We start from the raw sequence: 13,797 nt of genomic DNA, 5'->3' as shown, positions 1-13,797 counted from the left end.
AAACGCCCGGTCCCATTCCGAACCCGGAAGCTAAGACCCACAGCGCCGATGGTACTGCATCCGGGAGGATGTGGGAGAGTAGGTCACCGCCGGACAATATTTGGCAGAGAGGTTCAGGCCCGCACTGTATGGTGCGGGCCTGAACTGTTTAACACGCCAATTCCAGGCGTCACCGGGTCGAAGGCTGCAGGAAACCGAACCGAAACCAGGCAGTTCTGTGCGATTGGACACTTCGTTGTACAGGTAAAGGGCTTCTGAAGCCGGAATGGCCCCCTGATCTGTACAACGGATGGGCGGCCAACCCGGGGATCCGGAGGAGCGGCTACCCCGAAGCCTGGCAGGAACGGTTTCCGCCGTCCCGCCGCAGTCAGGGCGCTTCCGGGGTGACGGCAGCCGGGGGCACCGCCCAAGATGGTCCTGTGCCCCGGAATATGAATCACGCCTATACCCGCCGGGTTAGTTCCGGCGAAGACGTTGAGCGCACCACGTTCTTCAGTGATGCCGTTTTTGCCATTGCCATGACCCTGGTGGCCGTGGACATCAAGATTCCCCAGGTCCCGGACGGGGATCTGGGCCGTGCCGTCGCCGAACAGTGGCCGGAGTTTGTTGCCTACCTGCTGTCCTTCACCGTCGCGGGGACGTACTGGCTTAGCCATCACCGCCTCTTTCGGTTGCTCAAGGGATTCACGGCCGGCCTCCAGCGGATCAACCTGATGCTGCTCTTTTTTATCGGGCTGCTCAGTTATGCCACCGACATGCTGGCTTTCCATAACGACGATGTTCTCGGCGTCGTTATTTATGCCGCCACCCTGGGCCTCATCGGCGCGGCCAACACCTGGCTTTGGCTTTATGCCGGGCACCGCAACATGTTCAAGGAAGATGTTGACCCGCGCCTGCTGACCTTCGCCAGGGTCCGTGCTCCGGTGACCCCGGTGGTCTTCTTCGTTTCCATACCCATTGCACTACTGAATCCGGTCGCGGGAATCCTCACCTGGCTGGCGATTCCGCTGGCTAATTTGGTGCTTCGGCTCTGGGGGCGGACACTGCCCGATCCGGAGGTGGAGGCCCTTGAATGACTCGATTCGTTGGATTGGGCCTGCGTCGGGTAGTCTTATATCTGCTTCTTACGGAGCAAAAGCCTGGAGGATTCGCCTAGCGGCCTATGGCGCACGCCTGGAACGCGTGTTGGGTTAACGCCCTCGGGGGTTCAAATCCCCCATCCTCCGCCACTCAAGCCCCATCCACCGGATTTATCCGGCGGATGGGGCTTGTTTCGTTTTAACTCCGGTGCCACTGTCTCTGGGTATGGGATACGGGTCGAGCTTTCATCAGCCCCCGCGGGAGCCTGCCGGGGCCGTGGGTTTCCGGCGCCGCACAGCGGCCTCGGCCATGGTCCGTCACCCGCCGGGCTGGCCTTTCCGCCGCGTCCGGTCCGCAGTCCCTGGGATCCCCTGAACGTCCCAAAGGAACTCTTCCTCCCCGAAAGGACCGCACCATGGCTTATGACCCCGCCCGGTTCAAGAAGTACTTTGAGCATGAGCTCACCTACGCATCGGGATTCGCGCGGAACGTGTCCCGGTTCGCCAACCGGGTTGCCATCACCGACCCGGCTGCCGGACGGGAACTGACCTACGCGCAGCTGGGGCAGGAGGTGGACCGGACTGCTCTGGCCCTGGCGGAGCGCGGAATCGGCCGCGGGGACCGGGTCCTCTTCCAGCTCTACAACGGCATCGACTTTGCCCTGCTGTATCTGGCGGCGCAGCGGCTCGGCGCCGTGGGGGTGCCCGCCAACTACCGGCTCGCCCCGGCGGAGACCGCGCACATCCTGAGGGACAGCGATCCGGGCGTGTACGTCTTCGACGCCGAGATCGCCGGGACCGCCGAGCAGGCCCTGGCCCTGGCCGGCGTCGAACCCGCAGTGCTGGTGTCGGGGCCGGGCGACGGCACGGGCGGAGATACGGGCAGCGCCGCGGGGCATGAGCAGTTCGACGACGCCGTGGCCCGGGCGGAGGGCGAGCTCAGGGCGCTGCCGGAGGACTTCTCCATCTACGAGGAGAGCACCCGCTTCTACACCTCGGGTACCACCGGCATGCCCAAGGGTGTCGCCCTGCCTTCCATTGCGGAGCTCATGAGCGCCCATGACGTGATCATGCACTTCCCGCTGTCCCCGTATGACCGCACGCTGAACATGACCCCGTGGTTCCACCGCGGCGGCCTGCACTCCGGCGGCCCCTGCCCTGCGTTCTACATCGGTGCCGGTGTGGTGCCGCTGCGCAGCTTCAACGCGGCCACGGTCCTGGACTGGGTGGGCGAGCAGGGCCTCACCTTCCTGATCGGCGCCCCCACCACGCTGGAAATGATTGCCTCCGAGCAGGAGAAGAATCCCCGGGACCTCAGCACCCTGAACGGCATTGTCACGATGGGCGCGCCGCTGGACCGGGCCTCGGCCATCCGCTACCAGGAGCTGCTCACCCCGCGCATCTTCAACGGCTACGGCACCACCGAGGGATTCTGGAACACGTTCCTGCGGCCCGAGGACCTGCCCGCCGGCGCCGGCACCGCCGGGAGGGCGCTGACGGACGACGACGTCGCCGTGGTCAAGGTCTTCGAGGACCGCCGGGCCCGCCCCGACGAACTCGCCGCCCGGGACGGCATCGAGGAGGGCGAGGTGATCATGCGGTCCCCGAAGTCCGGGTTCAGCTATGTGAATCTGCCGGGTGTGGAGGAGGAAAAGTTCCTGGACGGCTGGATCTATCCCGGCGACCTGGCCACCTGGGACAAGGACGGGTTCCTGACCATTCTGGGCCGCACCGATGACATGATCATTTCCGGCGGCGAGAACATCCATCCGGTCCAGGTGGAGGCGGCACTGGCAGACCATCCCGCGGTGCTGGACGCCGTCGTCGTCGGCGTTCCGGACGAAAAGTGGGGGCAGCGCGTTGCCGCCTACATCATCCGCCGCGATCCGGAACTCACTGCCGCCGACTTGGAGGAATTTTGCCTGGCGCACCTGGGGCTCGCGGATTTCAAGCGCCCGCGCGGCTACCGGTTTGTGGACGAGGTGCCGATGACCGCCACCGGCAAGAAAATGCATTACAAGGTGGCGGACCTGGCGGCCGAGGACTGGGCCGCAGGGCGGATGGAGACTCCCGCGCCGCCGGTGTCCGGCAGTGCCGGGAAGGAGCCCGAACGTGCCTGACCGCGTGGTCATCACGGGCATGGGGGCGGTGACGCCGCTGGGCAACAACTGGCCGGACACCTGGGACGCGCTCAAGAACGGGCGCAGCGGCGTCGGGATGATCACCGCCTTTGACGCGTCGGACTTCCCGACCCGGATCGCCGCGGAGGTCAGGGGGTTCGACGCCGCCGCCCTCCTGCCGGTGAAACGCCTGAACCGTTCCTCCCGCGCATCCCACCTGGCAGTGGCCGCGGCCCGCGAGGCGGTGGCCGACGCCGGACTCGGCACCTGCCTGGAGGAGCTGGACGCCGGGATCATCATCAACAGTGCCGTCTCCGGCTATCCCGAGATCCAGGACGCCACCCGGCTCTTTGACCGCAGCGGGTTCCGGCCGGTCAGCCCGAGCTTTGTGGCGTCCTCGCTCACCAACATGCCCGCCTGCGAGGTAGCGATGGATCTGGGCGTCCACGGGCCGGTCAAGGCCAGCGCCCTGGCCTGTGCCTCCGGCACACACGCGCTGCTGGATGCGCGCCGGACGCTGCTGGCGGGGGAGGCCGACGTCGTTATTGCCGGCGGTACCGACGCCGCGATCACTCCGGTCATGTTTGCCGGGCTGACGTCCATGCACGGGCTGTCCCGGCACAACGAGTCCCCGGAGGAAGCGTCCCGGCCCTTTGATGCGGACCGGGACGGCTTTGTGTTCGGCGAAGGAGCGGTGGTGTGCACCATGGAACTGCTCTCGCACGCCCGCGCCCGCGGAGCGCAGGTGTACGCGGAGGTACTGGGCGGGGCGATGACGTCCGATGCCTTCCATATTGTGGCCCCGGAACCTGCCAGCCGGTATGCGGCACGGGCCATCACGCAGGCGCTGCACCGTTCCGGTCTGGATCCGGCGGATGTGGACCTGATCTGCGCGCACGGTACGTCGACCAAGGCCAATGACCGGACGGAAACCCTCGCTATTCGCACGGCGTTCGGACCGGAGGCGGAGCGGCTGGCCGTGACCGCACCGAAGTCCATGACCGGGCATCTGATCGGTGCGGCGGGGACGCTGGCGTCACTGCTGTGTGCCTGTGCGATAGGCGAGGGCGTCATCCCGCCCACGATCAACTACTCCAGCCCGGATCCGGAGTGCGACCTGGATTATGTGCCCAAGACCGCCCGCGAACAGGACGTTCGCTACGCGGTGACCAACGCCTTCGGGTTCGGCGGGCAGAACTGCGTGGTTGCGTTCGGCCCCGTCTGACTGACGCGGCGGGAGGCCGCCCGCCCGGCCGATGGTTGCATGCACTGCAAGTTACCGGTAGCGTGCAGTGCATGACACCGTCCACTGAATCTGTTCTCACCCAGCTCCGCAAGGGAACCGTGGACTATTGCGTGCTCGCCTGCCTGCGCTCCGGGGCCGCCTATGGGCTGGAGATTGCCGAGCGTCTGGGAGAAGGCAAAGTCCTGTTCGCCAGCGGAGGCACCCTCTATCCGCTGCTTTCACGTCTGCGGCAGCAGGGGTGGGTGACCACCACGCTGGAGCCGTCGCCCGTCGGGCCGCCCCGCCGCTACTACCACCTCACGGGTGAGGGCGAGGCGGCCCTGGAGGTTTTTACCGGGACCTGGAACCTGTTTGCTGCGGATGTTACAACCATGATCAAGGAGACCTCATGAACACCACCGAACCAATGCCCGCACTGCTGGAGGCGTACTTTGCCGACCTCGATCGAGCACTGATCGGAACCGATGCGCGGGAGCGTGCCGAGACGGTCCAGGCGATGCGCGAGCATGCGGCCGAAGTCCTCAACCGGGATGGCGTTTCGGAGCGGACGGCCGAACGCGTCATTGCCGATTTTGGACCCGTGGAGCAGGTTGCCGCGGCCGCCACGTCCACGCCTGCCGCGGTTGACGCTGACGCGCCAGCCGCAGCGCGTTCCTGGACCGACATTTGGTTGCTCGCGGGTTCCTTCGCGGGCCTCGTGTTCTTTGTGTTCCCGCTGGTCGCGGTCGCGATGCTTGTCTGGGCGGTCCTGAGGAGGAGGCAGAACACCGGGAACCGGACGCTGCAGAAGGCGGCCCTGTGGGTGTCTGCTGTGGCGGTTGTTGTCTCGGTTGGCTTGTCCGTCCTTCACGCCGTCCCCATGCTCTGATGCTGCGGCGGACGCTCCAGGGGGCCAGCCACCTAGAGTGAAACGCGGCCCCGCTTGGCGACGTCGTGGCGTCCGTGGACGGCGTGATAGAGAACCGAGGCGAGCACCACCACTATGGCCAGGACCGTGTACATGGTGCTGTAGCCCGCTGCCGAGACCAGGACGCCCAGGGCAATGGGTCCCAGGCCCACCCCGGCGTCCATCAGCAGGAGCAGTGTCGAGATGCCGGTGCCCAGTTTGTGCGGGGGCACGGCGCTGACGGCGATTGCCTGGGATGCCGGCATCAGGGTGCCGTAGCCGAGGCCTGTCATTGCGCCGGCTACGACGATCTGCCAGTCGGCGTTCGCCACGGCGAGGACGCCCAGGGGCAGGGCGAAGAAGACCAGGCCGAAATAGACCACAACGTTGTCCCCGCGCTGGTCCTGGACCTTGCCGAGCACAAACCGCATGATCAGCATTGCCGCGGCATAGGCGATGAAGAACAGGCCGGCCCCGGTCACCACGTCACGCTGCTCCGAGTACGCGTTGAGGTAGGTGATGACGCCCGCGCGCTAGTTGTTCAGGGCAGCATCCAGAGGCTCGGAAATCTCGCTGTAAGCGCCGGTCTGGAGCTGGATTTCCCGGTCGTTGAGGATCAGCGTGGGGGTGTGCTGGATCTGCAGGTCCTGGGCGTCCTGCAGGTCCCGGGCCACACGGTCCTTGATGGCCTCGGATTCGTAGTCGGCGCGGAACCGGTCCATGTCCAGGTTGAGCTCTTCGGCGTAGGAGGCCAACAGGTCATCGACGTTGGAGGCCGTCTTCCAGTCCTGCTGGTGCTCGAAAACTGAAGCCGCCATCTCTTCCAGGGCGCCCTGTTCGGCCGCTGCCTCCACGGCGCGGGCCGCGGGTTCTGCGTTCTGGTGCTTGGGCAGCGGGTAGTTCCGCACCACAATGCGGACGGAATCGCCGTAGTCCGCCTGGGCCTGCTGGATCAGCGTGTCCATCATGGCGCAGTAGGGGCACTGGTAGTCGGTGAAGAGGATCAGGGTGGCCTGGGGGTCCGCCGGGTTGCTGATGACCCGCGCGTCGGCGGGAGCGAGCTGGTCCATCTGCTCGGCGGAGAAGGTCATTTGTGCCGGTGCGCTGGCCGATGCTTCTGCCGTGACGGTTGCTTCCGGTGCCGGATCGGGTGCGCCGCAGGAGGCGACGCCGCCGATGGCCAGTACTGAGGCGAGAATCAGGGAAGGGGCAGTCCTGCGCATAGTTCCTTTCCGTTGAGGGGAGCGCGCGGAACACGCGCCGGGTACGGGTTGGATGACGCTTCCCTTTAATGGTTTCACGGCTGCCGCGTGGTTCGAAAGAGGGTTTTCCGGTCCGGTCCTGTGATGTTGGCCGGATGGGCGAGTGGCGGAAACTACTGTCCCAGCCGGGCAATGCGCTCGCGGGCGGACTTCTCGCTGGGCGCCATCGGGCCGAGTCCCAGCCGGATCACGCCCAGCACCGCCTTGACCGGCAGCCGCATCGGAATCCGGAACGGACCCAGCCGGGGTTCCTTCACTCCCAGCATTTCCCGGTGCCGGGGCTCCAGGGACGCGACGGCGCCGGCGAACAGCACCCGGTAACCGATCAGCTGGGAGCGCGGCAGGGGTGGCCGGCGCAGGAACTTCATGGCTTCCCGGACGTAGGCGCTGTTGCGCAGTTCGCCGTCGTACGCGGCCATTTGCTCCCGCAGCTCAGCCTCGGACCGCGGAGGGTTGTCGATGCGCATGAGCTCGCCGGCCACCGCCCACTCGGATACGTAGGCGTCCGGACCGCCCGGAATCGGTGCGCCGTAGCGCTCGTGTGAGGACAGAAAGGCATCAGTGAAAGCCAGATGCACCCAGCGGGCAATCTCCGGATCGTTCGCCGAGTAAGGCCGTTCCACGCCGGCGGCGTCCTCATACATGCCGTGCACCCGTTCATGCAGGCGCAGCACCCAGCCGGAACCGGATTTCGCCGCGTGCGTGTCCCCGTAGGTGACGGTGAAGATCCAGCGGATGGTTCCGGCCAGCCGGCCCAGCGGGTCGTTCTTGTAGTCGGAGAAGTCATGCACCCCGGCCATCGCGCCGGGATGCAGGGCCTGCAGCATCAGCGCCCGGATGCCGGCAATGATCGGCGTCATGGACCCGTGCACCGCCCAGACGGCGGATTCGGGACCAAAGTGCCCGACGTCGTCGCCCTTCGCCAGTTCCAGTTCCCATTCCGGGATCTCGGTGGCGTTGTTGCTGAAGGTGCCGATCAGCTGCCGGCGCCAGGTGGAGATTAGGTTGGCCATCGTCCCAGTATGGCCCCGGCAGCTGGGAGCCGCGGGCCTACCGCAGCAGGATGTCCACCGACCGGGAGTTGCCCAGCCCGCGTTCCAGCACGCCGGAACGGTTGGTGGCGTCGTCGCGCAGGATTTCCGTGACGGAGCCCAGGAACCGGGAGAGATCCACCTTGTCCTCCGGCGCCGCGAGCAGCAGCTGGAAGCCGAACTCGTGCAGCGCATTGATGGACGCCTCAGCGAAGGACAGCGACGATTTCACGAACGCCTCGTCCATCATCACGGTGCCGTAGGTGCTGAAGCCCTGGGACACGATGCCCAGCTGGTAGGCCAGCGCGGAGGCCATGATGAATGCCGTGAACCGCTGGCCCTCACCGCCGGACATCAGCGAGGCCTGCAGGTTGGTGTACGTGTGCCCGCTGGCGAGGCGGTGCGTGCAGGTGATGGTCACGTGCGAGCGGACATCCAGCACCTCGGCCCGCCAGCGCTTCTCGTCCGGGTCCTTCAGCCGGTCAACCAGTCCCTCGAGCGCGGCATACCGGGCGTCCATGTCCGCCCGATCCTGCCGTGAACCCATCATCGGCAGCGCGTTCTTCAGTTCCGTGCGGAACTTGTGCGCGGCGTCGGGCACGGTGGTGGCCACCTCAATCTCCAGGTGGCTGCCGGCGTGGTATTCCACCCGGCGCAGCACGGAGTTCAGCGGCAGCAGGCGCGAGGAAATGCTGCGGCGTTCCTCATCGAGCAGCTGCAGAAGGTCGCTGAAGCGCTCATAGGTGCGGTTGTTGAAGTATTCGCGGAACTCGGCCTCGCGCTGCGGCAGGCCCTCGGTGATGATGCCTTCGAACCGCTCCTCGTAGGCCCCGGCGGCGTCCACGGAGGTGCCGAAGTCCGAACCCCACTTGTCGCTGAACGTCTCGAAGGTCCGCTCCAGCTTCGCGCGGGTTTCCAGCAGGATTTTCTCCAGCCGGCCCTGCTCGGTGATCAGCGACCGTTCCACCTCGCCGGCGGCTTCCTTCAGTGCGGCGGCGTCGGTTAGGTCCCCAAACGGTTCAAACAATGCGGCCAGCGCGGTCCGCAGCCCCTCGGACAGGGCTTCGGGGGTCTTGGCCGAGAGTGCGGCGTGGCGTTCGACGGCGGCGGTGCGCTCCGTCTCGAGCCGTGCAGCTTCGGCCTTGAGCCCGCCCACCTTCTCGGTGGCCGCGGTCAGGTCGAGCTCTGCGGTGTCCAGTTCGAAGCGGATCTGCTCCAGGTCCGTATTGGCGTCCCGGGCCGCGTCCAGCCGGTCGGTTGCCTGCTCGACGGCGGTGCGCGCCTCCTGCGCGGACAGCTCCTCCCAGCTGCGCTCGTCGTCGGCGACGCGGCGGACGGCGGCGAGCCGGCGGATCAGCTCATCCTGTTCGCGGGCGTGCTGCTTCGAGACGTTGTCCGCCTCTTCAAAGACTGCCCGCAGGGCCAGCAGTTCGCTGCCAAGCGCCGCGACGGTGTCCTTGTTGTCAAAGCCCAGGACATTGTCCGAGGCCTTGGTGTGCCGGTCATCCTTCTCGGTGGTGCTGCGGTTGCGCTTGACCGCACCGCCCAGACTCACGCCCTTGGCGACGCCGGCCAGCCCAGCGGGATCCTCCACGCACACGAAGTCGTAGTGCGCAGTGATTTTCCGGCGCACCCACTCGCCCATGGCGGTGTCCCGGGTGATGAGCTTGGTGATCAGGTCATCCGGGCCCGGCTCGGTGGGACCGTCCAGCGGCACGGAGACGTCGATGCAGCGCACGTAGCCCTGCATGTCGTTTTCGCTGAGGTAGCGGGTGACCGCGGCCATGTGTTCGCCGGGAACCAGCAGGGCGGTGGCCAGGGAGCGCAGGGTGCGTTCGGCGGCGGGCCGCCAGTCGGCGTGCTCGGCGGGCAGGTCGATCAGCTCCGCAGCGAAGGGCATGTCCGCTTCGTCGATGCCGGTGGCGGCGCAGATCCGGGTCCGCTGGTCCAGGGACTCCTGCCGGATGTTGGACTTGCGGCGGCGGAAGGAACCGATCTCGTTTTCCAGCTTGGCGATGGAACCCTTCAGTGCCCAGGCCTCGCCGTGCGCGTTGCTGCTGCGCTCCTTGGCGGCGTCCAGCTCCTTGTTCAGGGACTTCAGCAGGTCTGCGGCGCGGCTGCGGGCGGTGACCAGCCCGGCGGGGGAGAAGTCGACGTCGATCCCGGCGGCGGCGAGCTCCTCCCGGGCGGCGTTCTCCACGGCTTCGCGGGAGCGCAGCTGCGCAGCGGCGGCGGCGAGTTCGCGTTCCAGGGTGGCGATGGCTCCGCCGCCCTCTTCGCTGTACCGGGTGCTCAATGCATCGCGCTGGTCCTTGAGCAGCGTGCGGCGGGTTTCGGCGGCGGCCAGTTCCGCTGCGGCGTCGGATGCTGTCTTGGTGACGCGAGCGAGCGTGGTTTCGGCACCGGCCAGGGCCAGGCGTTGCCGGTAGGCGGGCAGTCCCTCGGTGGTCAGGGCCCGGTTGGTGGCCAGCGCATCGGCGGCCGCCCGGTAGCGGGTGTGCAGTTCGGGAACGGACTGCAGGTGGTCGCGCTGCTGCCGGGCGCGTTCGAGCTGGCGGCGGATGCTGCGCAGGTGGCTGAAGTCCTCCACGGCTTCTTCGGCGGCGGTCAGGGTGCGCGGGGTGTCCAGCACGTGGGTGCGGAAGAAGTCATTGACGGTGCCGCCGAGGCCCTTGCCGGTCTGCAGGATGCGCAGCAGGTTGAAGGCTTTCTCATCCTCCACACCGAGGGCGTGGCGGTAGCGTTCGGCGAACATCTTGTGCGAATCAAACACGGCGGCACCGGGCAGCAGGGTTTCCAGGCTTCCCTTGGTGAAGCGGCCGCGCATCCCGGTCTGCAGGGCGTTGATGTTCAGCGGCCGGTCATGCACCACGTAGAAGCGGCCCAGGTTGTGTTCGGTGCCGGTGGCCGGCAGGTCCATGACCACGGAAAGGCTGACGGTCCGGCCGAGGCCGTTGTCGAAGGTCAGGCAGACCGCGGACCAGGTGGCGCCGGGGCGCTGGTAGGCGGTGCCGGCGCCGTCGTCGGACCCCTGGGTGCCGAGGCGGCCGCGCATGTAGGAAAAGGCGGTGCGCTTTTCCTCGGCGTTGGAGCCGTTGTTGTTCTGCGCGGCCTCGTTCATTTTCGGCCGGGCGTCCATGACCAGCAGCATTGCGTCGAAGACGGTGGATTTGCCCACGCCGGAGTCGCCGGTGAGCAGGGTGCCGGCGCGGTCCACCTTGATGGTGTGGGCGCCGTCGAAGGTTCCCCAGTTAACGATCTGCACGGAGGAGAGCCGGTTCTGGCCGGGGTTGATCAGGTCTCCCATGGGGAGGGTGGTTTCGATGCTCATGCCGGCTCCTCGCCGTCGTTCGTGGCGGGTTCAGTGTCGGTGTCGGAGGGGTCGGCGCCGTCAGCGTCGTCGCCGGACAGCGTGTTCATGAAGGTGACGATGTCGCGGATTTGGCTATACGGCAGGGCCAGCGGCAGGGCGCCGGAGATGACCCAGACGTTGTCCAGCTCAGTGGGGATCAGCAGCCGGCGGTCCTGCACGAGCTTGCGGATGGCCGCGTCCGCAGTGTCCTCCACAGACTTGGCGTCCTGCTGGAGCGGGTCCACGTAGCCCTCGAGGACCTCGAGGATGTCCTGCCGGGCGATCGTGGCCTCGTTCCCGGTGCCGGTGTGCCGGTCCAGGATCAGCCGCATGCGCAGCAGCAGCAGGGTTTCCTCGCGGGTCATTTCGCGCTGGCGCTGCAGGGCGGAGGTGTGCGGCTCGGCCATTTCCACCGGGCGCAGCAGTGCGACCTTGCGGTCCTCGTCAATGACGAGGGTGAGGAACAGTTCACTCAGGCGCACGCGCAGCTGTTCCTGGTTGTCCACCACGGTTTCGTACACGTTGTCCGAAGAGCTGGCGTCCAGGTAGGGGCCGCGCAGCAGCCGGATCAGGGCCTGGCGCAGCTTCAGCGGCAGGGTGCCGGTGTCTCCGGGGAACAGTTCCGGGCCGTCGACGAGGAGGTCGCGCGGGTTGTCCTGCTCCTCCTGGTCCTCAAGCTCCGGCTCGAATTCCTCCGGTGCCTCGGACAGTTCTGCGGTGGTCTCGCTCATTTTTCGGGGGCTTTCGCGACGGCGACGGCGGGCAGCAGCGCGGTGCGCTCGCTGCCGTCGATCTGGGTAAAGGTAACGGATTCAAGGGTCTGCGCATCGAAGCCGGCGGCGCCGCCGGCGAGCAGCGCGCGGATGCTGTTCAGGTGCCGGTGTTCGGGCGGCAGCTGCTCGAACACCTGGGCCACGGTGGCCCCGGAGCGTGTCGCGGTGGCCCGGGCGACGGCGTCGGCCAGCACCCTCCGGTCCGCGCGCGGGGTGCGGACCGAGCGGTGGATGTCCGCCTCGGTGAACTGCGGCGGTGCGGGCAGGGTGCGCGGGGCGGCGTGGTCCTCGGGGTTGTAGACGCGGACCATGCTCAGGGATTCGAAGCCCGAGCCGTGCAGCTGCGGCGCGGGTACGACGGCGGCCCGGCGCCGGCCGCGCGGAGCCTTGTGGATCGCGGTTTCGGCGGCTCGGATGAGCTGGCGCAGCTGCACGGATTCGCGGTACTCGTCGCTCTGCACATAGGTGTGCATGGATTCGGAGAGCCGGCCGTAGATGCGGTGGATTTCGGTGGCCTGGTCCCGCATGTCGCTGATCAGCCGGTACAGGCTCTGCCGGTCCTCGGGGGTCAGGGCGTCGGCGAAGTCCCGTTCCAGGACCTCCGCGATGGCGGCGCGGAAGCGGGCCTGTTGGTCGGCGTCGTTCAGGAAAGCTGTGAAGCCCTCGTAGGTGCGGCCTTCGGCGGTGCTGCGCAGCTTTTTGTCCGCTTCGAGAATTTCGCCCATGGTCAGGCCCTTGGCGGCATTGGATTCCACCATTTCCTGGCGCAGGTCATGGAGCATCTTTTCCAGGCCGTCGCGCATGCGCTTGAAGTCGGCGGGCAGGGCGGCGGCCAGGTCCAGGATGTCGCGGGCGGCTTCGACGGCGGTGTCGTCCGGCAGGGGCGGGGGAGCCTCGCCGGATTCCAGGGCGCGGATCATTTCCTCGCGGCGGGCAACCTCTTCTTTAAGGACGGCGATGCGCGCGGCCGGGTCCGGGTTGGATTCCTGTGCGAGGTTTTCCACCCGGTCCAGCAGGGTGGCCAGGCGGGAGGAGTTCAGGGACGTTTTGTCGCTGGTGTAGCCGTCCAGGTAGGAGAGGAAGCGGGCGGAGGATTCGGTGAGTTCGTAGACGAACTTCCCGTCGGCGCGGGGCCGGGCGAGGAAGCGGCGGGCCACCCAGTCATCGGCGTAGTTCCGGCCGGTCCAGTCTTCGCGCAGCTGCACGCCGTCCATGCGGAGCCGGTTCAGGAAGCTGTCCGTCATGGCGTGGAAGTCGTCCAGCGGAACCCGGGGCCGGGTGCGGGTGAAGGCTTCGCGGAAGAGCGCCGGGACCCAGGCATTGGCGTTGGTCAGTTTCCAGCCGGGGGAGGCCTGGAGCCGCTGCAGTTCGGCCCAACGGGCAACGGCGTTTTCGATGAAGGACATTCTGCGCTTTCCGCCCGTGCGGTGGGGGTGAAACGGGCCTCCTCGATTTTAGCCGGGTGAGAGGGCGGGGTGGGTCTCCTTCGGGCGCGTCCGCTCTGGAGGGCGTAGGTAAGCAAAAACAATTTCAAGATCTGCGCAGAAATATCGATCCAGCCGCAGCGAACCGTCAGCTTCCTCGGTGCCTGCCTGACATCCCCTGCCCCGAGCTCAACAGTCATTGTCAGTCTTCGGCGTCCGGCTTTGTTTATTGACGCAGCCGCCGCTACTAGAGCGCGTAAGTCTCGAATGTCTGCGCACCACGCCTCCGGTTCTCAAATACGAAAAGGAAGCCGCGGTCCGATCCGGGCTCCTATGGGTGCGTATGAAACGCCGCTACTGCTCAACACGACACTGTATTTCCTGACGGTTACGGGAACACGGCCGATGTTGGTAACGGTCTTTCTTAAGACTTCCGTGTCCCTGAGTCTTCAGCCTGTATCGCTTGCAGGCTTACCGGAGAGCTGGCCCTTCTAACCGATCCGACGGCGACGCCCCGAGGTCCTCTGGGTCCATGTTTGAGTACAAGATGGACCGCCGCCCTTCTAGCGCATACAGCGATTTGCCACTTAAGAGAGAGCAGCTTACGACGGCTGGAAAACAAGC

General features: G+C 66.8%; 11 protein-coding genes, 1 tRNA gene and 1 rRNA gene. 7 read left to right on the top strand and 6 right to left on the bottom strand.

Going from position 1 to position 13,797, the window contains the following annotated elements:
* The 7 genes from rrf to AC4D2W_RS16750 all read left to right on the top strand — a co-directional run.
* Positions 1–95 (top strand): 5S ribosomal RNA (rrf, locus tag AC4D2W_RS16780); the annotation flags it as partial.
* A gap of 336 nt (positions 96–431) precedes the next feature.
* Positions 432–1,076, top strand: a complete 645-nt coding sequence (locus AC4D2W_RS16775) for a TMEM175 family protein (protein ID WP_490928049.1) — start codon at positions 432–434, stop codon at positions 1,074–1,076.
* A gap of 65 nt (positions 1,077–1,141) precedes the next feature.
* Positions 1,142–1,229: transfer RNA gene (locus AC4D2W_RS16770), tRNA-Ser, on the top strand.
* Between the two features lie 266 nt (positions 1,230–1,495).
* Complete coding sequence (locus AC4D2W_RS16765) at positions 1,496–3,199, top strand: class I adenylate-forming enzyme family protein (protein WP_490928048.1); 1,704 nt, start codon at positions 1,496–1,498, stop codon at positions 3,197–3,199.
* Positions 3,192–4,424 (top strand): beta-ketoacyl-[acyl-carrier-protein] synthase family protein, encoded by a 1,233-nt coding sequence (locus tag AC4D2W_RS16760; protein WP_490928046.1) that lies wholly within the window; start codon positions 3,192–3,194, stop codon positions 4,422–4,424. The genes AC4D2W_RS16765 and AC4D2W_RS16760 overlap by 8 nt, the downstream gene beginning before the upstream one ends.
* A gap of 71 nt (positions 4,425–4,495) precedes the next feature.
* Entirely contained in the window at positions 4,496–4,837 is a 342-nt protein-coding gene (locus tag AC4D2W_RS16755) for a PadR family transcriptional regulator (RefSeq protein WP_490928045.1), read from the top strand.
* Positions 4,834–5,313 (top strand): HAAS signaling domain-containing protein, encoded by a 480-nt coding sequence (locus tag AC4D2W_RS16750; protein WP_490928044.1) that lies wholly within the window; start codon positions 4,834–4,836, stop codon positions 5,311–5,313. Before AC4D2W_RS16755 ends, AC4D2W_RS16750 begins: the two co-directional genes overlap by 4 nt.
* A gap of 32 nt (positions 5,314–5,345) precedes the next feature.
* Here the strand turns inward: AC4D2W_RS16750 and AC4D2W_RS16745 are convergent, their stop codons facing one another.
* The 6 genes from AC4D2W_RS16745 to AC4D2W_RS16720 all read right to left on the bottom strand — a co-directional run bounded on the left by AC4D2W_RS16745 (position 5,346) and on the right by AC4D2W_RS16720 (position 13,155).
* Positions 5,346–5,813 (bottom strand): MFS transporter, encoded by a 468-nt coding sequence (locus AC4D2W_RS16745; protein ID WP_490928043.1) that lies wholly within the window; start codon positions 5,811–5,813, stop codon positions 5,346–5,348.
* A 51-nt stretch (positions 5,814–5,864) separates the two neighbouring features.
* Positions 5,865–6,554, bottom strand: a complete 690-nt coding sequence (locus tag AC4D2W_RS16740) for a DsbA family protein (RefSeq protein ID WP_490928042.1) — start codon at positions 6,552–6,554, stop codon at positions 5,865–5,867.
* 152 nt (positions 6,555–6,706) lie between these two features.
* Positions 6,707–7,606 (bottom strand): oxygenase MpaB family protein, encoded by a 900-nt coding sequence (locus tag AC4D2W_RS16735; protein WP_490928041.1) that lies wholly within the window; start codon positions 7,604–7,606, stop codon positions 6,707–6,709.
* Positions 7,607–7,643: 37 nt separating this feature from the next.
* The gene (locus AC4D2W_RS16730) at positions 7,644–10,955 is read right to left on the bottom strand and encodes an ATP-binding protein (protein ID WP_490928039.1); all 3,312 of its coding nucleotides are present in this window, start codon (positions 10,953–10,955) and stop codon (positions 7,644–7,646) included.
* Positions 10,952–11,707: a DUF4194 domain-containing protein gene (locus AC4D2W_RS16725; protein ID WP_490928038.1), complete on the bottom strand. Its 756-nt coding sequence runs from the start codon at positions 11,705–11,707 to the stop codon at positions 10,952–10,954. The genes AC4D2W_RS16730 and AC4D2W_RS16725 overlap by 4 nt, the downstream gene beginning before the upstream one ends.
* Entirely contained in the window at positions 11,704–13,155 is a 1,452-nt protein-coding gene (locus tag AC4D2W_RS16720; protein ID WP_490928037.1) for a DUF3375 domain-containing protein, read from the bottom strand. The genes AC4D2W_RS16725 and AC4D2W_RS16720 overlap by 4 nt, the downstream gene beginning before the upstream one ends.
* Between the last annotated feature and the right edge of the window lie 642 nt (positions 13,156–13,797).

This window comes from Arthrobacter sp. TJ-58, from assembly GCF_058269295.1.
The sequence above is the reverse complement of the archived record's forward strand: the minus strand, read 5'-3'. Positions and strand labels throughout refer to the sequence as shown.